The organism is Mangrovimonas sp. CR14, from assembly GCF_011764015.1.
In the GTDB taxonomy this organism is placed as follows: domain Bacteria; phylum Bacteroidota; class Bacteroidia; order Flavobacteriales; family Flavobacteriaceae; genus Mangrovimonas; species Mangrovimonas futianensis.
In genome coordinates this window covers 235,546-257,982 of record NZ_JAAFZY010000005.1, presented here as the reverse complement: position 1 = coordinate 257,982, position 22,437 = coordinate 235,546, and the positions used below count along the sequence as shown (strand labels likewise).

At 38.8% G+C, this 22,437-nt stretch carries 16 protein-coding genes; 10 read left to right on the top strand and 6 right to left on the bottom strand.

What is annotated here, in order from left to right; translation table 11 throughout:
• The first annotated feature begins 206 nt into the window (after nt 1-206).
• The 7 genes from GZ212_RS12005 to GZ212_RS11975 all read left to right on the top strand — a co-directional run bounded on the left by GZ212_RS12005 (nt 207) and on the right by GZ212_RS11975 (nt 8,388).
• The gene (locus GZ212_RS12005; RefSeq protein WP_166960544.1) at nt 207-1,259 is read left to right on the top strand and encodes a hypothetical protein; all 1,053 of its coding nucleotides are present in this window, start codon (nt 207-209) and stop codon (nt 1,257-1,259) included.
• A gap of 218 nt (nt 1,260-1,477) precedes the next feature.
• Nucleotides 1,478-1,921 carry a MarR family winged helix-turn-helix transcriptional regulator gene (locus GZ212_RS12000; RefSeq protein ID WP_053971768.1) on the top strand — a complete coding sequence of 148 codons (444 nt, stop codon included), beginning with the start codon at nt 1,478-1,480 and terminating at the stop codon, nt 1,919-1,921.
• A gap of 10 nt (nt 1,922-1,931) precedes the next feature.
• Entirely contained in the window at nt 1,932-4,340 is a 2,409-nt protein-coding gene (locus tag GZ212_RS11995; RefSeq protein WP_166960542.1) for a 3-hydroxyacyl-CoA dehydrogenase/enoyl-CoA hydratase family protein, read from the top strand.
• A 65-nt stretch (nt 4,341-4,405) separates the two neighbouring features.
• Nucleotides 4,406-5,596 (top strand): acetyl-CoA C-acyltransferase, encoded by a 1,191-nt coding sequence (locus tag GZ212_RS11990; protein WP_053971766.1) that lies wholly within the window; start codon nt 4,406-4,408, stop codon nt 5,594-5,596.
• Nucleotides 5,597-5,647: 51 nt separating this feature from the next.
• Complete coding sequence (locus GZ212_RS11985) at nt 5,648-5,998, top strand: four helix bundle protein (protein ID WP_166960539.1); 351 nt, start codon at nt 5,648-5,650, stop codon at nt 5,996-5,998.
• A gap of 48 nt (nt 5,999-6,046) precedes the next feature.
• Complete coding sequence (locus GZ212_RS11980) at nt 6,047-7,849, top strand: acyl-CoA dehydrogenase family protein (protein WP_166960536.1); 1,803 nt, start codon at nt 6,047-6,049, stop codon at nt 7,847-7,849.
• A gap of 308 nt (nt 7,850-8,157) precedes the next feature.
• Nucleotides 8,158-8,388 (top strand): hypothetical protein, encoded by a 231-nt coding sequence (locus GZ212_RS11975; RefSeq protein WP_166960533.1) that lies wholly within the window; start codon nt 8,158-8,160, stop codon nt 8,386-8,388.
• A gap of 141 nt (nt 8,389-8,529) precedes the next feature.
• Here GZ212_RS11975 and GZ212_RS11970 read toward each other — a convergent pair whose 3' ends face one another.
• From GZ212_RS11970 to GZ212_RS11955, 4 genes are read right to left on the bottom strand one after another with little or no spacing between them, the layout of a single operon-like run.
• Complete coding sequence (locus GZ212_RS11970; RefSeq protein WP_166960530.1) at nt 8,530-10,995, bottom strand: glycoside hydrolase N-terminal domain-containing protein; 2,466 nt, start codon at nt 10,993-10,995, stop codon at nt 8,530-8,532.
• A gap of 33 nt (nt 10,996-11,028) precedes the next feature.
• Nucleotides 11,029-11,700: a hypothetical protein gene (locus GZ212_RS11965; protein WP_166960527.1), complete on the bottom strand. Its 672-nt coding sequence runs from the start codon at nt 11,698-11,700 to the stop codon at nt 11,029-11,031.
• Nucleotides 11,687-13,045, bottom strand: coding sequence for a B12-binding domain-containing radical SAM protein (locus GZ212_RS11960; RefSeq protein WP_166960524.1), 1,359 nt, complete (start codon nt 13,043-13,045; stop codon nt 11,687-11,689). The genes GZ212_RS11965 and GZ212_RS11960 overlap by 14 nt, the downstream gene beginning before the upstream one ends.
• A gap of 48 nt (nt 13,046-13,093) precedes the next feature.
• Nucleotides 13,094-14,896, bottom strand: a complete 1,803-nt coding sequence (locus tag GZ212_RS11955) for a glycoside hydrolase family 15 protein (RefSeq protein WP_053971762.1) — start codon at nt 14,894-14,896, stop codon at nt 13,094-13,096.
• Between the two features lie 80 nt (nt 14,897-14,976).
• Here GZ212_RS11955 and GZ212_RS11950 point away from each other — a divergent pair, with 80 nt between their 5' ends.
• The 3 genes from GZ212_RS11950 to GZ212_RS11940 are packed head-to-tail and all read left to right on the top strand — an operon-like array spanning nt 14,977 to nt 19,424.
• Nucleotides 14,977-17,187 (top strand): bifunctional alpha,alpha-trehalose-phosphate synthase (UDP-forming)/trehalose-phosphatase, encoded by a 2,211-nt coding sequence (locus GZ212_RS11950; RefSeq protein ID WP_166960521.1) that lies wholly within the window; start codon nt 14,977-14,979, stop codon nt 17,185-17,187.
• 21 nt (nt 17,188-17,208) lie between these two features.
• Nucleotides 17,209-18,843, top strand: coding sequence for a M1 family metallopeptidase (locus GZ212_RS11945; protein WP_166960518.1), 1,635 nt, complete (start codon nt 17,209-17,211; stop codon nt 18,841-18,843).
• A 2-nt stretch (nt 18,844-18,845) separates the two neighbouring features.
• Complete coding sequence (locus GZ212_RS11940) at nt 18,846-19,424, top strand: YdeI/OmpD-associated family protein (RefSeq protein ID WP_166960515.1); 579 nt, start codon at nt 18,846-18,848, stop codon at nt 19,422-19,424.
• Here the strand turns inward: GZ212_RS11940 and GZ212_RS11935 are convergent.
• Nucleotides 19,421-20,887 (bottom strand): sigma 54-interacting transcriptional regulator, encoded by a 1,467-nt coding sequence (locus GZ212_RS11935; protein WP_166960512.1) that lies wholly within the window; start codon nt 20,885-20,887, stop codon nt 19,421-19,423. The genes GZ212_RS11940 and GZ212_RS11935 overlap by 4 nt on opposite strands.
• 84 nt (nt 20,888-20,971) lie before the next feature.
• A complete protein-coding gene (locus GZ212_RS11930; protein ID WP_166960509.1) occupies nt 20,972-22,099 on the bottom strand; it encodes a VWA domain-containing protein in 1,128 nt (375 codons plus the stop codon).
• Between the last annotated feature and the right edge of the window lie 338 nt (nt 22,100-22,437).

The following is a 22,437-nucleotide window of genomic DNA, read 5'->3' as shown; positions in this document are numbered from 1 at the left end:
AGAAAAAAAACACGATATTCATACTATAAAAAGTCTATCGGAATGGATTTGGAAAACCGGTCGTATTTTTTAGTTTTGATTTCTTTTAACAGTTGGTTGCTATTTAAAAATGGATTAAAAACCTGCTGATAAAAAAATCAATAAGTAAATGTAAATTTTTAGGAACTTTAGGAGATCTGTAAGACTACTACAAAACTACTATAATCATGTTTTTAAGCCATTTGGCGTTTTTTTTAAGTGCGATTGGGTTTATACTTTTCATTGTAAGAAGTAATAAACAAGAGCCGTTTGAGTTGTTCCTAACGTTCTTTTCTTTTCTATTTTTTTCCTCTCTTGGGGTGTGGTTGTATTTAGACTATTACTTCTCAGACCAATCTTTAAGAGTTTTAGATTTTTATGGAATTATCAATGAAAATTTTGCACTATTAGCTCCCGTGTTTTGTGCGGCGCTTTTTGGAAAGTCGGTACCCAAAATTAAAATACTTCAGTATTTCGGACTTCTCATTTTGATTGGTGTCGGATTTGCCATTCTACATCTTTTAATCGCTCAAGATGAAACCGAACATCTCATTTTTTATCCTACAAACAAGAACATGCGTATTAATGCTGCAGTGCAGTTGACCTATAATATCACACTGTTCTTGCTTTTTTTATACTATTTGAGAAAGATAAACGTCAACAAAGGGCCTGAGCTCTTTGATGGGGTTTACAAAAAGGTATTTAGTATTCTATTCATTGTGTACTACATTCTAGACAACTTCTTTTTTGTAGCGATCTTGGTTTATTTCAACAATTTGCAGGTGTTTAAACAAATGTATTATATAACACTGGTGTCAAATTTTATCATGACATTGTTAATTATAACATTAGCCATCTATACCAACTGGTTATTTTTAATTACAAGGTTCAAGCGCAAATGGCAAAAAGATTATAACAAGAATGAAAACATCTTAATACTTGAAAATAAACCCTTCATACTCTCCAATCATGGAGATAAAATTCTCAATTGGAATAATTTCAAACAAAATCAAGTTAACGAACATGAGGAGCTCATTACTAATGTGGAATCCTTAGAATTTTTAACTAAAACCGAAAAACTTTACGCGGCATTACAACCTTTCAATTTGGCACATAAGGAATTAGCCGATTTATTGAGTGTTTCGTTAAGGACTATCGAGACCAATTTCTACAGGTTGAGAGTAAAACTTCGAAAAGAAGGCTATACCGAAGACTATCCCTACCAACAAAACAAAGACTAAGATTCAATGAAAACAGGTGACTCCTCAATTGAGTTATTCTTAGTAAAACTGAGCCCTCACCCTACGTATTCATTAAGATCTTTTACGGCAGTTTTAACAATTAACACCCCATAAAATTGCGAAGCCTCTAATCAATCTGCCTATTTTATGTTAAATTATTATATTTTATTATGCATGCATAGCATATTTTTTTATATTTGGAAGACTAAAAATCAACCATGAAAGATAAAACAATTGACTATGTTCTAAGAACCACCTGGTTAGCCGTCAATAAAATGTATAATGAAGAAGCCGCCAAATTTGAAAGTACAATGGCTACGGGGTTCACTTTACTGAGCATTGATCCCGAAAAAGGAACACCTTCAACGGCCTTGGGTCCCAAAATGGGAATGGAAGCCACTAGCCTCTCCAGAATTTTAAAAACCATGGAAACCCGAGGATTAATAGAAAGAAAACCAAATCCTGAAGATGGTCGAGGCGTATTAATTCACCTTACGGAGTTTGGCCGAAAAAAAAGAGCTTATTCAAAAGAAAAAGTAATCACATTCAATGACGCTATAAGGGCCAACATATCAGAGGAAAAATTAAATCACTTTTATGAAGTGGCCGAATTAATCAACGAGATGATTTCAAACAAAAAAATATATAACCAAGACAAATAACAATCAAATAATGAGCAAACGAATTATTAATAAAGTAGCTGTAATCGGCTCTGGAATTATGGGAAGTGGCATTGCCTGTCATTTTGCAAATATTGGGGTCGAGGTATTACTTTTAGATATTGTGCCTCGAGAGTTAACAGAGGCCGAAAAAGCCAAAGGCTTAACCTTAGAGCACAAAATGGTGAGAAACCGTTTGGTAAATGACTCCTTAAAAGCAGCCTTGAAATCCAAACCATCTCCTATTTACCATCAAAAATTTGCCAGTAGAATTACCACTGGGAATTTAGAAGATGATATCGCCAAAGTTTCTGAAGCAGACTGGATCATTGAGGTGGTTGTTGAACGATTGGATATAAAAAAGAAGGTCTTTGAAAATCTAGATAAACACAGAAAAGAGGGAACACTTATAACCTCCAACACCTCTGGAATTCCGATTCAATTTATGAGCGAAGGACGAAGTGAAGATTTCCAAAAGCATTTTTGTGGAACACACTTTTTCAATCCAGCGAGATATTTGAAATTATTTGAAATCATTCCAGGACCAAAAACATCTCAAGATGTATTGGATTTCCTAAACAGTTATGGTGAGCAATACTTAGGAAAAACGTCAGTTATTGCCAAAGATACACCAGCCTTTATTGGTAATCGTATAGGAATTTTTGGAATAATGAGTCTTTTCCATCAAGTAAAGGATATGGGACTCACTATTGAAGAAGTTGATAAATTAACTGGTCCTGTCATTGGTCGTCCTAAGTCTGCTACCTTTAGAACCGTAGACGTAGTCGGGTTGGACACCTTGGTTCATGTAGCCAATGGGTTGTATGAAAATTGTCCTAACGATGAAGCACACGACCTTTTTAAACTCCCAGGGTTTATTCAAACCATGATGGACAACAATTGGTTGGGAAGCAAAACAGGACAGGGTTTTTATAAAAAAGTAAAAAATAACGACGGAAGCAGCGACATCTTGTCTTTAGACTTAGATACGTTAGAATACCGAGCTAAAAAATCGGCCAAGTTTGCCACTTTAGAGCTTACCAAAACCGTTGACAAGGTTATCAATCGCTTCCCAATATTGGTTAGCGGAAAAGATAAAGCTGGAGAGTTTTACAGAAAGAACTTTGCGGCTATGTTTGCCTATGTATCAAACCGCATTCCAGAAATATCTGATGACCTATATAAATTAGATGATGCCATGAAAGCTGGGTTTGGTTGGGAACATGGTCCCTTTCAAATCTGGGATGCCATTGGTGTAGAAAAAGGTATCGACATCATGAAAGCAGAGGGCTATGAACCAAATGCTTGGGTGTATGAGATGCTTGAATCTGGTAGCAAATCGTTTTACAGTGTTCAAAACGGGGCTACCTATTATTATGATATCCCTTCCAAAAAACAAACCAAAATCCCTGGACAAGATGCCTTTATCATTTTAGATAACATCAGAAAATCTAAAGAAGTCTTTAAAAACTCAGGTGTGGTTATCGAAGATTTGGGAGATGGCATCCTTAATTGTGAATTCCAATCTAAAATGAACACCATTGGTGGTGATGTTCTAGCAGGAATCAACAAGGCTATTGATCTAGCAGAAAAAGAGTTTGATGGATTGGTTGTTGGAAACCAAGGAGCTAATTTTTCTGTAGGGGCCAATATTGGTATGATATTCATGATGGCGGTAGAACAAGAATATGATGAGTTGAACATGGCCATCAAGTACTTCCAAGATACCATGATGCGTATGCGTTACTCCTCTATCCCTACCATTTCAGCACCACATGGTATGACTCTAGGTGGGGGTTGTGAGCTTTCTATGCACGCAGACAAGGTGGTAGCAGCAGCCGAAACTTATATTGGTTTGGTAGAATTTGGAGTCGGAGTGATTCCTGGAGGCGGTGGTTCTAAAGAAATGACCTTGAGAGCCTCTGATACCTTTAGAAAGAATGATGTGGAATTAAATGTGCTCCAAGAATATTTCTTAACCATTGGTATGGCAAAAGTATCAACATCCGCTTATGAGGCCTTTGATTTAGGCGTTCTTCAAAAAGGAAAAGATGTGGTGGTTGTGAATAAAGACAGACAGATTGCCACAGCCAAGGCTTATGCTAGGTTGATGGCCGACCAAGGCTATACCAAACCCATTCAAAGAACAGATGTCAAAGTACTGGGTAAACAAGCCTTAGGAATGTTTTTAGTAGGTACAGATTCTATGGAAGCAGGTCACTACATCAGTGAACATGACAAAAAAATAGCCAACAAATTGGCCTATGTTATGGCAGGTGGAGACCTATCTGAAGCGACACTTGTAAGCGAACAGTACCTGTTGGATATAGAACGTGAAGCCTTCTTGAGTTTATGCACAGAAAGAAAAACACTGGAACGTATTCAGCATATGTTAAAAACAGGAAAACCACTAAGAAACTAGAATCAAGACACAAGAACCAGGACATCTTGACTCTTGGCTCTTGAATCCAAAAATCTTTAGAAAAAATGAAAACAGCATATATAGTAAAAGGATATAGAACGGCCGTAGGTAAAGCTCCTCGAGGGGTTTTCCGATTCAAAAGGCCAGATGAATTGGCGGCAGAAACCATTCAATTTATGATGGACAAGCTTCCTAATTTTGATAAAACCCGCATTGATGATGTCATTGTTGGTAATGCGATGCCAGAAGCAGAACAGGGTCTTAATATGGGACGTTTGATTTCGCTCATGGGCTTACAAATTGAAGACGTTCCAGGAGTGACCGTAAATAGATACTGTGCATCTGGAATTGAAACCATTGGAATCGCAACTGCTAAGATTCAGGCAGGAATGGCCGATTGTATTATTGCCGGTGGTGTTGAAAGCATGAGTTACATCCCTATGGGAGGTTACAAACCCGTACCCGATTATAAAGCAGCCAAAGCTGGCCACGAAGACTACTACTGGGGAATGGGACTGACAGCCGAAGCCGTGGCCAATGAATTTAAGGTTTCGCGTGAAGACCAGGATGAATTCGCTTATAATTCGCACCAAAAAGCTTTAAAAGCACAAGCTGAAAACCGGTTTCAGGATCAAATTGTTCCTATAGATGTAGAACATGTATTCCTAGACGACAATGGTAAGAAAACGACAAAAAACTATACGGTAACAAAAGATGAAGGTCCAAGAGCCGATACCAGTTTAGACGTATTAGGAAAATTACGCCCAGTATTTGCGGCCAATGGAAGTGTGACAGCAGGAAACTCATCACAAATGAGTGATGGCGCTGCTTTTGTGATGATTATGAGCGAAGAGCTGGTTAAAGAACTCAATCTAGAACCTATTGCCCGTTTGGTCAATTATGCCGCAGCTGGTGTGGAACCTAGAATTATGGGAATTGGTCCTGTTAAGGCCATTCCAAAAGCCTTAAAACAAGCAGGTCTAAAACAAGATGATTTAGGTTTGATAGAATTAAATGAAGCCTTTGCGTCCCAATCATTGGCAGTCATAAGAGAACTTGGCTTAAACAGCGATATCGTCAACGTAAATGGTGGGGCCATTGCTTTGGGACATCCACTGGGATGTACTGGTGCTAAATTGACTGTTCAATTACTTGATGAAATGAGAAAACGAAATATGAAAGGCCAATATGGCGCTGTAACCATGTGCGTAGGTACAGGTCAAGGAGCATGTGGGATTTTTGAATTTCTATCCTAAGGAGGAGTATAGAAAAAAGAATAGAGAAAATAGACTTGACTCTTAAACCTTATGAGACACAACTATAAAAATCTTAAGATTTGGCAGATGGGATTAGAAATTGCAAATACCATTTCTGATATTTTAGTTGATTTTCCTAAGCACGAGCGTTATGACCTAGCATCTCAAATAAGCCGAAGTTCGGTTTCTATGCCCAGTAATATAGCAGAAGGTTCGGCAAAAAGTAATAACTCATTTAGTAATTATTTGGATATAGCACTCGGTTCGTCCTTCGAACTTAGCACCCAACTATTAATTGCTCATCATAGAAATTATATTAATAAAAAAACATTAACCACACTTGAAGAGAAAATAGAAGAATTTCAAAGAATGACCATGGGTTTCCAAAATGGTCTTAACTAGTAGTCTATTCTCTATATTCTATACTCTCTTCTCTCAAATTAAAACATTATGGAAACTACAGAAAAAGATATTTTAAGAGGCGGCCAATTTTTGGTCAAAGAAACCCTTTGTGAAGATGTGTTCACTCCTGAAGATTTTACCGAGGAGCAACAAATGATGAAAGAATCCGTAAAGGAATTCAATGACCGTGAAATTATTGCAAACAGAGACCGTTTTGAAAACAAAGACTATGCGTTTACTGAGCAATGCATGAAAAAAGCTGGAGAAATGGGCTTTTTAAGTGTTGCCGTCCCTGAGGAATACGGGGGAATGGGTATGGGCTTTGTATCTACCATGTTAGTCTGTGACTACATCTCCAGCGGAACCGGTTCCTTTAGTACCGCCTTTGGAGCCCATACAGGAATTGGAACCATGCCAATTACCTTGTATGGTACGGAAGAACAAAAACAAAAATACGTACCCAAACTAGCTACTGGGGAATGGTTTGGTGCCTATTGCCTTACAGAACCAGGTGCCGGAAGTGATGCTAATTCTGGTAAAACGACCGCTACATTGTCCGAGGACGGGAAACATTACCTGATTAACGGACAAAAAATGTGGATCTCCAATGCTGGGTTTTGTAACATGTTTATTGTCTTTGCAAGAATTGAAGACGACAAGTACATCACTGGGTTTATTGTGGAAAACAATCCTGAAAATGGTATCACCATGGGGGAAGAGGAACACAAACTAGGTATACGTGCATCATCTACCAGACAAGTCTTTTTCAATGATACCAAAGTACCAGTTGAAAACATGTTGGCTGGTCGCGGTGAAGGCTTTAAAATTGCCATGAATGCTTTGAACATTGGTCGCATTAAATTGGCCGCAGCCTGTTTAGATTCGCAAAGACGTATTACTACCACCGGGGTACAATATGCTAACGAGCGTAAACAATTTAAAACACCAATCTCAGATTTTGGTGCTATTAAATCCAAAATAGCCGAAATGGCAACCAATGCCTATGTTGGGGAAGCTGCCTCTTACAGAGCTGCTAAAAATATTGAAGACCGCATCGAGATTAGACTAAACCAAGGGAATTCCCATCAGGAAGCCGAATTAAAAGGCGTTGAAGAATATGCCATTGAATGTTCCATTTTAAAAGTGGCCGTTTCTGAAGATGTTCAAAATTGTGCCGATGAAGGCATCCAAATATTTGGAGGTATGGGATTCTCTGAAGATACCCCTATGGAAGCCGCTTGGAGAGATGCTAGAATTGCCAGGATTTATGAAGGAACCAATGAAATTAACCGAATGCTTTCTGTAGGTATGTTGGTTAAAAAGGCCATGAAAGGTCATGTAGATTTATTGGGTCCAGCCATGAAAGTTCAGGAAGAGTTGATGGGTATTCCGTCATTTGACACACCAGATTACTCTGAATTATTTTCAGAAGAAAAAGCCGTATTGGCCAACTTAAAGAAAGTCTTCTTAATGGTTGCTGGAGCGGCGGTTCAAAAATTCGGACCCGATTTAGAGCAACACCAACAATTGATGATGGCTGCTTCAAACATTCTTATCGAAATCTATATGGCAGAATCTGGTATTTTGCGTGCTGAAAAGAATGCCAAACGTTTTGGAGCAGACTCCCAAAAAGAACAAATTGCCATGGCTCAATTATACCTATATAATGCTGTTGAAATTACCATCAAAAATGCCAAGGAAGGTATTGTGTCCTTTGCAGAAGGTGACGAACAACGCATGATGCTTATGGGCTTAAAACGTTTTACCAAATACACCAACATGCCTAATGTGGTTGATTTAAGAAATAGGATTGCTGAAAAAGTTAAAAGCGAGAACCAGTATTGTTTTTAACAAGAGTCTTATGATGAATCCAAGTAAAAAGCCAACTCCTTTGAGTTGGCTTTTTTATTGTTCTATTCGACAATCTATTTGATTAAAATTTCTTTATCCACTGACAATTTCAACTTTATTAAAGGAATATTTTTCTCCTCTTCAATCCTTAAATCCTGCTAATTTTTTAAATGAGCATATTTCGTAATTGTCTCAATTTGGTTAGGATTCTGGATGAAATAATCCTTTGAGCAATTCCACAGGAAAATCAGGTTATTTGCTTCTATTTAAAATTAAAAGTTTTTTACTTGCTTTAAGAAATTAGCTTATTGAATTTAAGCATGGTTAAAAATCCATTTATTAACCATATCATTAAAAAAATTAAAGCCAAAGGAATTGTAAAAAAAGAATACCAAAAAATTCCGCCCCAAAAACAATTTGCTTCATGGCAAATTTGTCCAGTTATCATTTCTGATAACTCAGCACCAATTGCACTTATAAGAATCGGGCAAACCCCAAATATCAATATTAATACGAGTCCTAACGGAAATCTTATATAAAATTGTTTTTTTGAACTAAATGTCAGTACATTATTCATCTTATCCAGTTAAAATTGCTTTACAAATATTTGTCGACTAAACTATATCAACTCACTAATCAAACTAACATCTCCCATCAAAACAACAAAAATCAAAAATACTTTACTCAACAACCTCCAGAATTAAAACATCCCCTTTTTCGGTCTGTACATCATACTCATAGACCTTTTTCAAATTCTCCACCAAAACATCTTCTTGAAATGAATTGGCTCTACTATGTAACAAGGTGTTAGGATGATTTCCTTCTGCTGGTTTCAAACCCTGGCCTTTTAAAGCCACATATGACCGAATTCTGCATATACCTCCTATGGTTGACCTAATAGTAGCTTGGTTCAGTTTCCCATGCTTCCATTTCAAGCCAACTTCAAAACCACCTCGGGCCCGTAACCCAGAAATATGACCCTCCTCCCAAGTATCAGGCAGTGCCGGCAACAAATGAATAGCATCGTCATGGCTTTGCAACAACATTTCGGTAATTCCAGAAGTACATCCAAAGTTTCCATCAATTTGGAAAGGTGGATGCGCATCAAATAAATTAGGGTAAGTACCTCCTTTTTGAGTCCCATCTGCTTGAATAGAAGGCGTCAATTGGTCCTTTATGAGTTTATAAGCATGGTTGCCATCCAACAATCGCGCCCAAAGATTCACTTTCCACCCCATAGACCATCCTGTAGATTCATCTCCCCTAGCTTCCAAGGAAGTCTTGGCAGCCGTGAATAAGGCTGGTGAGTGATAAGCAGATATTTGATTGGAAGGATACAGGCCATACAAATGTGAAACATGGCGGTGGTTATCACCTGGGCGATCCCAATCCTCCATCCATTCTTGCAATTGCCCCCATTTACCAACCTGCATAGGAGCCAATTGTTTTAACTTCTCTCTTAAGCTATCGGCATAGGTTTTGTCAACCCCTAAAACATCAGAAGCCTGAATGACATTACTAAATACATCGTAAACCAATTGGTTATCCAAAGTGGTTCCTCCAGCTATGGTAACGCCACTGTGATGCGCATTTTCTGGAGACATGGAAGGACTCACTACTAGCCAACCATTTTTTGGTTCTTTTACCAATATATCCTCAAGAAATAAAGCTGCTCCTTCTAAAATAGGATACTTCTCCTTTAAAAAAGCTTCGTCTCCGCTATATAAATAGTGATACCAAATATGCTGACTCAACCAAGCGCCACCCATAGGCCATAAACCGTAATACCCACCATCTACAACACCTGTAATACGCCATAAATCAGTATTATGATGCATGTTCCAACCTCGAGCGCCATAGATATCCCTTGAAGATTCTTGTCCCGTTTTGGAAACATCCTCGATTAAATCGAACAGTGGTTCATGCAACTCAGGCAAATGAGTAGGTTCAGCAAGCCAATAATTCATTTCTGTGTTAATGTTCACCGTATATTTACTATCCCAAGAAGGGCGTAACAAATGATTCCAAATTCCTTGTAAATTGGCAGCTTGTGTACCAGGTTGGGAACTAGAGATTAAAAGATATCTTCCGAATTGGTAATATAAGGCTACCATCTGGGGATCATCGCCCTTACTAAAATCCTTTAACCTGACGTCTGTTGGATTTTTAATGGAATCGGTTTCTCCTAAATCAATCGCTACACGATCAAAATAGTTTTTATAGGTACTAACATGGGATTGTTCTAGCTCATCAAACCGTTTCTTATAGGCAGCATTTAATTTAGTACTCGCAATATTATCTGGATCATTGGAAAGTTCATTATAGGATTTAAAGTTCGTTCCAACCGATAAAAAAACAACGAGTCGATCAGCTCCCGAAATCACCAAGGAACTATCGGTTGCTTGTAAATTACCCCCATAAACCTTGGGTTTAACAATGGTGGTAAAAGCGACCTTTCCCCTTTTGTTTTCATAATCACTACTCGTTCCTTGCAACCAAATTTCATGATTCTTAATTTTAACTTCTTGGTGCTCATGCGGACTATTCATTGACAAGGTACATGATATAGCAGAGGGCTTATCAGCTGAAATTTCCACAGCCATAATATCATCGCTCAAAGAAGCTATGTATTTCCTTGTATAAGTAACATCTCCAGCTTTGTATCTAACATGGCTAACAGCCTTTGAGATGTCCAAATCTCTGTAATAATCATCTATTTGAACACTATCTGGGAAAACCATTTTTAGATTCCCCACAGGTTGATAACACATCCCATAATTCATTTCGGAAGTAGCGCGTCTTGGCAAATAAGTATTTGCTAATTGTTGCGCTTCTTCATACCTCTCTTCAAAAATTAATTGACGTATTTCAGGCAAGTACTCTCTTATTTCTGGAAGCACATTGTTCCCAGGCTCTCCTGCCCACACGGTTTCCTCATTAAATTGTATGGTTTCTGTGCCAATTCCCCCAAAAACCATGGCCCCAAGTCTTCCATTACCAATGGGAAGGGCTTCCTCCCAAATTTCTGCAGGTTGTTGATACCATAATTTGTAAATGCTCTCAATAGGTTTAACCTCTTCAATTTTTGATGAACATCCTAAAAAGGATAACATTACAATTGATATAAAAAATAACTTAGTAGCCATGGGATTAAAGTTTTTCATTCAGATTTCTCTCTACTATTTAACTCTCCTTTTTTTATTTTTATATATACCTACACCATAAGATATTAATAAAGGGATGGTCAAAATCATTGAAATCCCTGTAAGAAACATCAAGACACCATATGAAGCATCATGTGGTGTTGAGTTTCTTACACCTCCCATTATATTAAAAACCACTCTATGTAAATTCAATACCGTTAATGTTGATATAATTACACAAATAGGCATTAATGTAACCGTTAAGATATTTCCGGTACTTAATCTTGTGAACCTTTTAAGGAAAAAATAGAGCAAACCAAGTCTCCAAGCAGCAACAATGGCAAGAAACCAAACATTAATCGTGTTTGCAGTTTCAATTGCCGTAAATCTTTCTACTGGAATCGCATAAAAGATGGCTGGAAAAGAAGTTAAACTAATAAATGTAAGAACAGTAAAGTATTTCCAATTTGGGACCTTAAAAGGGTATAGAATCAACCAAATAATCCCTGCTAGAGCAAAGATATAAATAAGAGATCCCAAACCTAAATGTTGCAAAAGACTTGCTTTAGGGTCATCCCAATACCTACCCATTCCTACTAGCCAAGTCCCTAACATTCCAGCAATAAGATGATACTTATTAAAATTTAGCATTTCTTCTCTAGTAAGTTGAAAAGCGAGAAGTCTTGATATGGTATTAATTATCTTCATAAGATTGGCGGGTAATTTTATTTCTTAATATGTCTCTGAATTTTAATTTCCGTTCTTTCACCATTTCATCTGAATAAACTTTAGACATTAATACCTGAAATTCAGATTCCAGTTCTCTTACGGTAAAATTGTTAGGTATAAAGTTCACATCAAATAAAGTACACTTATCCCAAAAATTGTCTATCAATAATCTGTTTTCTCTTTTTAAATCTTCATAGAGATCCGTTCCAGGAAACGGCGTCAACAATGTAATTTGTACTTCTGAAAGATTACTTTTCCTAATAAACTCCTGCGTATCAATAAATGTTTGTTTGGTATCCGTATCAAAACCTAAAATAAAACATCCATTGACTGAAATTCCATAAGATTGAATCTTATCTATGGCTTTGTAATAATTGTCAAACTGTTTTAGCTTCCAATTGTTTCTATCAATTCCTTTCAAGCCATTAGCATACGAAGTTTCAAATCCTATTAAAACTTGAGCACAATTTGACTCTGCAAGCAGCTCCAGGATGTCATCATGATAAGCAATCGAAATATCAGTTTCAGTAAACCATTTTATTCGATACTTTCTGAATAGTTCCAATAATTGTTTTGACCATACTTTATCTACAAAAGTATTGTCGTCTGCCAATTCAATAAACGGATTACGCCAAACATCAAGAATTTTATTTAGTTCCTTTTCTATTTGAGCTATGGGCTTTTTCTTGTATCGGCTAATAGTTCGAGAAGCAGCGCAAAAATGACAATGTAAAGGGCATCCTCTTGTTGTTTGGATCGTTAATCGATTATACTTCGATATATCCAACAATTCATATTTCGGTATTTTGCAATTCTTAAAATCGAAAGTGTATTCTGAATTTGATATGGAACTGTAAAGAGGTTTCAAATTGTTTTGTTCAAAATCCGATAAAAGAACTTTCCAAATATTTTCTCCTTCTCCCTGAATTATGCTATCAGCAAATTTCATCCCCTCCTCGGGTAATGCTGACACATGCAGTCCGCCAATTACAGTTGTAATGCCAAGTTTTCTAAATTTCTCCGATAATCTGTAGGTTTCATTAATCCTAGCTGAAAGAGCTGAGAAAGCAATGATATCTGGATCCTCGTTGATTATATCTTCTAGATCATAATCCGTAATTTGATCCAATTCCCTATAAATGACATCCCAATTTTCAGGTGTATACGATGCCAAGGTTAATAAACCCAAACTCGGAAGACTTGCAATGACCTTACTCCTTTCAACAAAGCCGGGAAGTGTCAAACCGAGTTCAAGTAATTTTTTATTTTGAACTCTAACGCCGCTCATTGAAATGAGTACTACCTTATAATGTTTTTTTTGCATTTTAATTATTTGAGGCAAATAAGCAAAATTGTAACTTACCGGTATTGGCTACCCTATCGTCTCCTTAATCCGCTCCTCCTCTGTGGTGGATGAAAGATTGATGGCCGTTTCTATTAGTGCCAAATGGGAATAGGCCTGCGGGAAATTACCCAACAAGCGCTTAGTTTTAAAATCGATATCCTCACTAAACAAGCCCAAATGATTGCTGTAAGACAACAATTTATCAAACAGCTTTTTAGCCTTCTGTACCTCTCCTATTTTAAATAAACTGTTGATAAACCAAAAGGTACAAATTGTAAATGAAGATGATGGGAGTCCAAAATCATCTTGGTTTTTATAGCGGTATAAAAGTCCGTCGTTACTCAACTCACGTTCTATAGCATTTACCGTACTCACATATTTAGGGTCTCTAGCATCTATAAACCCATAAGATTCCATCAATAAAACTGAAGCGTCCAAATCCTTAGAGCCATAAGATTGCGTAAAGGCTTTCACCTCATTGTTCCAAGCATTGGCCATAATATCTTCTCGAATTTCAGACTCAATCAACTTCCACTTCGTTATTTTTCTGGATTTGCCTAAAATCTCAGCAACCTTGATGGCTTTGTCCACTGCGGTCCAGCACAAGATTTTTGAAAAGGTAAAATGCCTGTCTTCAGCTCTAAATTCCCAAATCCCTTTATCTGGTTCCCGCCAGTGTTTATTAACCACCCAAACAATGCCTTTAGTAATGGTCCACAACTCCTCGGTGTTCTCAATATCCATCGAGAAATTAACAAATTGCTGGTAAATGACATCCATCAAAATACCATAGATATCGTTTTGCTTCTGTTTGTAAGCGGCGTTTCCTACTCTCACTGGTTTAGAACCTTGGTAACCATCTAAATGATCCAGACTGTATTCGGTTAGAATCTTTTCTTTATTGATTCCGTACATGATTTGAAGCTTCTCATCTTTATCTGGTATTAGATCAATGATAAACTTCAAATACCTTTTAGCTATATTTTTATGACCCAATTGCGAAACCACCTTAATTACCATGGAGGCATCACGTATCCAACAAAATCGATAATCCCAATTCCTTACCTCCCCTATGGTTTCGGGTAAGGAAGTAGTGGCTGCTGCCAGAACCGCCCCTGACTTATCATAAGTCAAAAGCTTTAAGGTCATAGCACTTCGTAATATTTCTTTTTGGTATAGGTTAAATTTTGGAGTAACGTCAAGCCAATTCAACCAATACACTTTGGTCCTTTGATGCTCCAAAAACATCTTTTCGGTAGACGTTTCAAAAATCTTTTCATTATACCCCATTAAGAAATAACCATCTTCCATCAAGGATATCTCATCACCATTAACAACTTCCTCCTTGTTGAAATTGGTATACAGGAAAAGGGTGTCAAATTTTTCACCATAGGTCAAACTCACTATAAAATCATCTTTGACATAGGTTTTGGTTTCTCCCTTGGCATACTCTAATTTAGGTTGGTATTTCACCCTAAAAGTGGGTTTCCCCGATACTCTATTAAAATATCTAACTATTTCTGGTGGGGCATTGTAAGTGCCATTGTGTTTATAATATCGTGGCATGAAGTCATGAACTTCAAAAACATCTATCCCATTGCTAAATTTAGTTACCAGTATGGCGGTTCCGTCCAAATAGTACTGACTAATACTATAACTATCATCTACTTCCAGCTCAAAACTTCCTCCAATCTGGTCATCCAATAATTTGGCAAAAACCGAAGAAGAATCAAACTCAGGCAAACAACACCAATCGATAGATCCTGTTTTTGAAATTAAAGCGGCACTTCTACAATTTCCTATAATTCCATAATCTAAATTATTTGTCAAATCTTATGTTTTATGAGGTTAACAGCTATTTTTTCTTTAAATTAACGAAAATCTATTCTTTAAACCAAGATATACATTCAATGAATAAAACCATTATCATTTCCAACCGACTTCCTTTACAAATCAAACTAGAAGATAATCAATTGAACGTCAAGCCCAGTGTGGGTGGTTTGGCCACAGGATTAAAATCAATTCATGAGGAGGGCGACGGAATTTGGATTGGGTGGTCTGGCCTAACAGAAGAGGAATTGACAGAGGACTTAACGCAAGAAGTTGAAAAGGAACTGGCCAATGCTAAATGTGCTAGAGTTCCGTTAAACCAAGATGATATCGATAAATTTTATTTCGGTTTCAGCAACAAAACCCTTTGGCCTCTTTTTCATTATTTTTTAGAATATACAGAGTTTGATAGTGAGCAATGGGAAGCCTACAAAAAAGTGAATCAAAAGTTTGCTGATGTTGTTCTCGAACACATTGAAGACGGAGACAATGTTTGGGTACACGACTACCAATTACTATTGCTCCCCAAATTAATCAAAGACAAGAAACCAAACTCAACCATTGGCTTCTTCTTACATATCCCCTATCCCTCTTACGAAATCTTTAGAACCTTCCCATGGCGTGAAGAATTATTACACGGCATGTTAGGTTCAGACCTCTTAGGATTCCATACCTATGATTATGAAAGACATTTTTTAAGTTCGGTCAAACGAATTTTACGTTTGGATGTCCAGTTCAATGAGGTATCTTATCATGACCGGGTTGTGAAGGTAGACTCCTTCCCCATGGGAATAGATTACAACAAATTTTATGATGCGGCCAACAAACAACTCAATCAAAGTGAGGATGAAAAATCAGAGCTCCAAAAGCGGTTAGATGATCACATCCAGGCAGGAGAAGACACAAAAATGATCCTATCCATAGACCGTATGGATTACACCAAAGGAATTCCCAACCGCATCCGTGCCTTTGAATATTTCCTCAACAAATACCCACAGTTCAAAGAAAAAGTTCGACTCATCATGCTCGCCGTACCTTCACGTTCGGATGTACCACAATACCAGAAATTAAAACGGGAAACAGACGAATTGGTAGGGCGCATCAACGGAAAGTTTGCCACGGTAAGTTGGACGCCTATTTGGTATTTCTACAGATCCATGCCTTTTGATAATTTAATCGATTTATATACCTCATCTAATGTGGCTCTTATTACACCCATTCGTGATGGTATGAACCTCGTAGCCAAGGAATACATTGCTACCAGAGTCAATCAAGACGGAGTTTTGGTATTAAGTGAAATGGCTGGGGCTTCCAAAGAATTAAATGAAGCCTTATTGATCAACCCCAATAATTTTGAACAAATAGCAGATACCCTGAAGTTTGCACTTGAAATGCCGCTGGAAGAACAAAACAAACGCATGAAAATTCTTCAAAAGCGACTTCAAAGGTATAGTATAGAAAAATGGGCTAGCGAATTCATGAAATCTCTAAATGCCACTAAAAGCCTGGGCGAGGTCATTGTAGCCAAAAAAATGGATACACCCAATCAAGATGCCATGATTGCCGACTTTAAGAAGGCCAATAAAAGAGCTTTCTTTTTGGATTATGATGGTACCTTGGCTGGTTTTCAGAACGACCCACAAGATGCCAAACCAGACGAGCAACTCATCAAATTACTGGATAAATTAAATCAGTTACCCGATACCGATATCATTATCATTAGTGGTCGTGACAAAGAAACTTTTGAAAATTGGTTTGGCAACAAACCATACAACCTCATTACAGACCATGGCGTGTGGCTCAAAGACAAAAATAAAGATTGGGAAATGCTGGAACGCATCAAAATAAACTGGATGGAAAATATCATGCCCATCTTAGAATCCTTTGTAGATAGAACTCCAGGAACCTTTATAGAAAAGAAAAAATACTCCTTAGCTTGGCACTACCGGAAAGCCGATCCAGAATTGGCCCAGATCAGGACTATGGAATTAAATACCGTGTTAACCAGCTTAATTTCCAATAGGGATTTGGCGGTATTAAACGGTAATAAGGTTATGGAAATAAAAAGCAGTAGTGTTAACAAAGGACGTGCTTCTTCACGCTGGCTTAACAAAGCACCTTATGATTTTGTGTTTGCCATTGGTGATGATTGGACCGACGAATACATGTTTGAAGATCTTCCAAAGTCCTCATACTCAGTCAAAGTAGGTTTCAAAAAAACCAAGGCCAAATATTACGTCAAAGACCCTGAAAGTGTTAGAGAATTATTAAGTAGATTTGTGGATAACTAAATTACCCACACTTACTACATAATGAAACACTTACTTTTAACGACGCTTATGACACTGTCTGTTCTAAGTGGCTATTCCCAAGGCCTGTTAGAAAAGAAGGAGAATTTCACACACCAAGATACCTTAAGGGGTACCATTACCCCAGAACGGGCTTGGTGGGATTTAACTTATTACCATTTAGATATTGAGGTTTTCCCAGAAACCAAAACCATCAAAGGTACCAATACCATCAGGTATAAGATTCTAGAGCGCAATGGCGTGATGCAAATCGATTTGCAAGAGCCCATGCAAATAACCAAAGTCACCCAAAACGGACAAAGGTTGTATGTAAAGCATGACGGCAACGCCCATTTCGTTTACTTAAAAAGATATCAAAAGGTTGGCAATACCGAAGAAATTGTGGTTCACTACACCGGAAAACCAAGAGAAGCAGTTAGAGCTCCTTGGGACGGTGGTTTCTCTTGGAAAAAAGACCAAAACGGCAATCCCTTTATCGCTACCTCTTGCCAAGGTCTGGGCGCCAGCGTCTGGTGGCCATGTAAAGACCATATGTATGACGAGGTAGACAGCATGGACATTTCGGTTACGGTTCCAAAAGGGTTGATAGATGTATCCAATGGACGCTTAAAAAGCAAAGTAGAAAACCCAACAACTACCACCTTTAATTGGGAGGTTAAAAACCCAATCAACAACTACGGCGTCAATGTCAACATAGGAGATTACACCCATTTTTCTGAAGTATACCAAGGTGAAAAAGGTCCATTAGATATGGACTACTGGGTGCTTAGCTACAACTTAGACAAGGCCAAAGAACAGTTCAAGCAAGCGCCTCAAATGATGGATGCATTTGAGCATTGGTTCGGTCCTTATCCATTCTATGAAGACAGCTTTAAGCTAGTAGAAGTTCCATATTTAGGAATGGAACACCAAAGCTCGGTAACCTATGGTAACCATTATCAAAATGGCTACTTGGGTAGTGACCTATCTGGAACGGGCTGGGGGTTGAAGTTTGACTTCATCATCATCCACGAGTCTGGTCATGAGTGGTTCGCAAACAACATCACCAATAAGGACATTGCAGACATGTGGATTCATGAAGGATTTACAGCCTATTCTGAAAACCTGTTCCTAGATTATTTCTACGGAAAAAAAGCCGCTTCAGAATATGTCATCGGAACGCGTAGAGCTGTTTCTAATGACAAACCCATCATTGGTTTTTACGATGTGAACAAAGAAGGTTCTGGAGACATGTACTACAAAGGTGCCAACATGTTGCACACCTTACGCCAATTGATTGAAGACGATGAAAAGTGGCGTCAAATTTTAAGAGGTCTCAACAAAGATTTCTACCACCAAACGGTAACTACCAAACAGGTAGAAGACTACTTAAGCGAGAAAACCGGTTATGACCTTACTGAGTTTTTTAATCAGTATTTAAGAGACACCCGAATTCCTGTTTTGGAATATGAAGTGGAAGGTCAGCAAATCAAGTTTAGATGGACCAATGTGGTTGAAAACTTTGATATGCCAGTAATCATTACCTATGATGGTAAGAAACAATGGATCTACCCTAAGCAAGAATGGCGCACCGCTTTTATTGCTTCGGATGATGTAACCATTGACCCTAATTTCTATATCATCCCTAAAAAGATATAACCGTGTCCAAACTCCTCGAACTCTATTTCAAAACACATGATGCATGGAGGGACTGGTTGCATGACAACCACGAGGAGTTTACAGGTGTTTATTTAATATTTTATAAGGTAGACCATCCCAAAGACAGCATGCGCTGGGAAGAAGCCGTAAAGGTTGCCCTTTGCTATGGCTGGATCGATTCTACCGTCAAGAGTTTGGGCGATGGCAAACGCCGGCAGTACTTTACCCGGAGAAACCCCAAAAGTGCTTGGAGCGCCCTAAACAAAAAATACATTGATGAATTGGCAGCTGCCGATTTGATTCACCCATCGGGGCACCAGTCTATTGCAATTGCCAAAGAAAATGGCAGTTGGACAGCCCTAGACGATGTAGAAAATGGCATCATACCTGAGGATTTACAGCGAGCTTTCGACCAAAATCCTCAGGCTTTTGATAACTACAATCAGTTTGCGCCATCTTACAGAAAGAGCTATCTGTACTGGTTAAATGACGCCAAACGCGACACCACCAGACAAAAACGCATCCTCGAAATCATCAAGTATTGTGCGGCCAACCAAAAGTCCCTCGGGGACAGTTATTAAATACCGCTTATAAAACTACCATATGGATCCTTAAATTGGGTCCCCTCGGTAAACCTAAATTTACTCAGTTGCTTAAATTCCACTAGGGCCCACAAGATAAACTCCTTCTCAAAGTAAGTTTCCTCTTTAGGCAATTCAGGTTGGTACTTCCCTATCAAATCATCTAGTGGCGATATGGAATCCAGTAACTGTCGGTATTCCTTCTCTCTAAAGTCATCCAGGATTTCAAACCCATCCTTTTGGTTAAAAAACCATGACACCACATCATCATAAGGGGTTTCCTCATCCTGCTTTTTAAGTTTCTCAATCTTTGGAAAATAGGTTGGGAACAAAGTTTTAATCGCTTCCCCTATCAGGTTGTAAGCCACCAAGGCGGCACCTTCCTGCTCACCTTCATATACCAACTCCACTTTTCCTACTATTGATGGAATAATACCCACAAAGTCACTTAACCTAACCATGGTTTGCTCGTCACCCGCTTTTAAAGCACGCCTTTCAGCCGTACTCAAAAGGTTCTCAAAAGCCGTGATACTCAGTCGGGCACTTACCCCACTTTTGGCATCAATATACTCGCTATCCCGAGCTTCAAAAACAATCTGCTCCAGCAGGTCTTTTGCCAGATCTGGAACCATGATATGCTCCTTTTGTCCTGAGACCACCTTGGCTTCTTGTTCAGTAATCAATCTAGCGGTTTCTATATCTATGGGGTAATGCGTCAAAATCTGGGACCCGATTCGGTCTTTAAGTGGGGTTACAATGCTTCCCCTATTGGTATAATCCTCAGGATTGGCAGTAAACACAAACTGCATATCCAAAGGCAGTCGCAATTTAAACCCACGTATTTGAATATCGCCTTCTTGCAAGATATTAAACAAGGCCACCTGTATACGAGCCTGCAAGTCGGGCAACTCATTGATTACAAAAATGCTTCTATTGGCCCGCGGTATCATTCCGTAATGAATCACACGGTCATCGGCATAACTCAGTTTTAGGTTTGCTGCTTTAATGGGGTCTACATCCCCAATGATATCAGCCACCGTCACATCTGGGGTAGCCAGTTTTTCGGCAAAACGCTCCTCACGGTGCAACCAGCCTATAGGTGTCTCGTCACCCTTCACCTGCAACAACTCCTTGGCATATCTGGAGATGGGATGAAACGGGTCATCGTGAATCTCAGAGCCTTCCACCACAGGAATGTACTCGTCTAGCAAAGTGACCATCAATCGGGCTAGACGGGTTTTGGCCTGTCCGCGCAACCCCAATAGGTTGATATTGTGCCTAGACAGGATGGCGCGTTCCAATTCAGGAATCACCGTGGTTTCATACCCGTGAATTCCTTCAAAGGTAGGCTCGTTGTTCTTTATTTTTTGAATGAGGTTATCCCTAAGTTCGTCTTTGATAGACTTGCTATGATAGCCTGCTTCCTTTAATTGTCCAAAGGTTTTGATGTTTTCTATTTTCATTTATATTTCGCTTTTTGAAACATCTCGACTACGCTCGATGTGACAATATGTATCAATTTTATTACTTTTAAAGTTACAATTTCCCTATCCCCTAATGCGCTTTCTCCTATTGGTTTCATAATCTTCAAAAATCATTTCCCCCAGTCCTTTCAGCCCTGTATAAAAGGCCTTCCCTTGGTTGGCATAGGTAAACTCCCTTACAAACTGCATCAAGTACTCATCCTTGGCAATCATAAAGGTGGTGATGGGTATGTGCAGCCTTCTAGCCTGTTGGGCCATGGCATAGCACTTGTTGGTGATAAAGGGGTTCAACCCCACACTGTCTTTATAGTACTCCCCGCCTGGCAAACGCACACAACTGGGTTTCCCGTCGGTAATCATAAAAATCTGTTTATTGGTATTTCGTTTTCTTCGCAGTAGATCCATGGCCAACTGCAAGCCCGCCACCGTATTGGTATGATAAGGTCCTACTTTTAAGTAGGGCAAGTCCTTAATTTCAATAGCCCAGGCATCGTTCCCAAATACCAAAATATCCAAGGTATCCTTGGGATAGCGTGTGGTAATGAGTTCGGCCAGTGCCATGGCTACCTTTTTGGCTGGGGTAATGCGGTCTTCGCCATAAAGAATCATGCTATGGCTAATGTCAATCATCAGCACGGTACTCATCTGTGATTTGTGGAGGGTCTCCTCTACCACCAGGTCATCCTCGGCCATGGTAAAATCACCAATACCGTGATTGATCTGGGCATTCTTTAGGCTCTCGGTCATATTCACTTTGTCAAGCGCATCCCCAAACTGATAGGTTCTAAAGTCCCCCATATGCTCATCGCCCACCCCTGGGGTTTTACTGCGGTGGTTACCAGCACCACTGCGTTTTATTTTCCCAAAGATTTGGTCGAGTGCCTGCTGACGGATGGCTCGTTCGGTTTTGGCAGTAATAGCCATTCCTCCTTGTCCGTCGGGGTCTATCTCCTCACGGATGTATCCTTTTTTCTTCAGGTCTTCAATAAAATCGTCAATGGTATACTCAGCAGTCGTTAACTTATATTCGTCATCCAAATCGCGCAACCAGTCGATGGCCTCGTCAAAATCTCCAGAGGTATAAGTAATAAGCTCCTTAAAGATATCGAAGAGTTTATCAAAAGGCGATTGGTATGGTGCCTCGTAGGTTTTAAAAACGAAGCCTTTCCTTTGAGGGTTTGGGTTTGTCATAGCACTTTAAAATTACGATATTCTTTGGTTGGTTGTCAAGTTTTGGGCGGGTTTTATGATTTTTTTAATGGAAAAGAAGCAAGAACCAAGAACCAAGAGGCTAGACGATACTCAATTAACAATGAACAATTAACAATGGGACTACGGAGGCTGACTTCTCGATACAATCGTTCTTCGTTGCTCTTTGAACGATCACTCGAAGTGACATCACTCTTGGGATTAACAAGACGTAGTCAGTTCGAGTGCCGACCGCAGGGAGGTATATCGAGAACTATTGATATTGGACAATGAAAATGGAGAACGCTATAACTTGTTTTTAGGGGTCACTTTCTCCGCAA

What these genes read in the sequence shown, in the direction of transcription:
- GZ212_RS11965 (WP_166960527.1), bottom strand. Translation starts at nt 11,700, where the DNA reads ATGAAGATAATTAATACCATATCAAGACTTCTCGCTTTTCAACTTACT.
- GZ212_RS11980 (WP_166960536.1), top strand. Translation starts at nt 6,047, where the DNA reads ATGGAAACTACAGAAAAAGATATTTTAAGAGGCGGCCAATTTTTGGTC.
- GZ212_RS12000 (WP_053971768.1), top strand. Translation starts at nt 1,478, where the DNA reads ATGAAAGATAAAACAATTGACTATGTTCTAAGAACCACCTGGTTAGCC.
- GZ212_RS11930 (WP_166960509.1), bottom strand. Translation starts at nt 22,099, where the DNA reads ATGACAAACCCAAACCCTCAAAGGAAAGGCTTCGTTTTTAAAACCTAC.
- GZ212_RS11985 (WP_166960539.1), top strand. Translation starts at nt 5,648, where the DNA reads ATGAGACACAACTATAAAAATCTTAAGATTTGGCAGATGGGATTAGAA.
- GZ212_RS11960 (WP_166960524.1), bottom strand. Translation starts at nt 13,045, where the DNA reads ATGCAAAAAAAACATTATAAGGTAGTACTCATTTCAATGAGCGGCGTT.
- GZ212_RS11995 (WP_166960542.1), top strand. Translation starts at nt 1,932, where the DNA reads ATGAGCAAACGAATTATTAATAAAGTAGCTGTAATCGGCTCTGGAATT.
- GZ212_RS11950 (WP_166960521.1), top strand. Translation starts at nt 14,977, where the DNA reads ATGAATAAAACCATTATCATTTCCAACCGACTTCCTTTACAAATCAAA.
- GZ212_RS11935 (WP_166960512.1), bottom strand. Translation starts at nt 20,887, where the DNA reads ATGAAAATAGAAAACATCAAAACCTTTGGACAATTAAAGGAAGCAGGC.
- GZ212_RS12005 (WP_166960544.1), top strand. Translation starts at nt 207, where the DNA reads ATGTTTTTAAGCCATTTGGCGTTTTTTTTAAGTGCGATTGGGTTTATA.
- GZ212_RS11945 (WP_166960518.1), top strand. Translation starts at nt 17,209, where the DNA reads ATGAAACACTTACTTTTAACGACGCTTATGACACTGTCTGTTCTAAGT.
- GZ212_RS11990 (WP_053971766.1), top strand. Translation starts at nt 4,406, where the DNA reads ATGAAAACAGCATATATAGTAAAAGGATATAGAACGGCCGTAGGTAAA.
- GZ212_RS11970 (WP_166960530.1), bottom strand. Translation starts at nt 10,995, where the DNA reads ATGGCTACTAAGTTATTTTTTATATCAATTGTAATGTTATCCTTTTTA.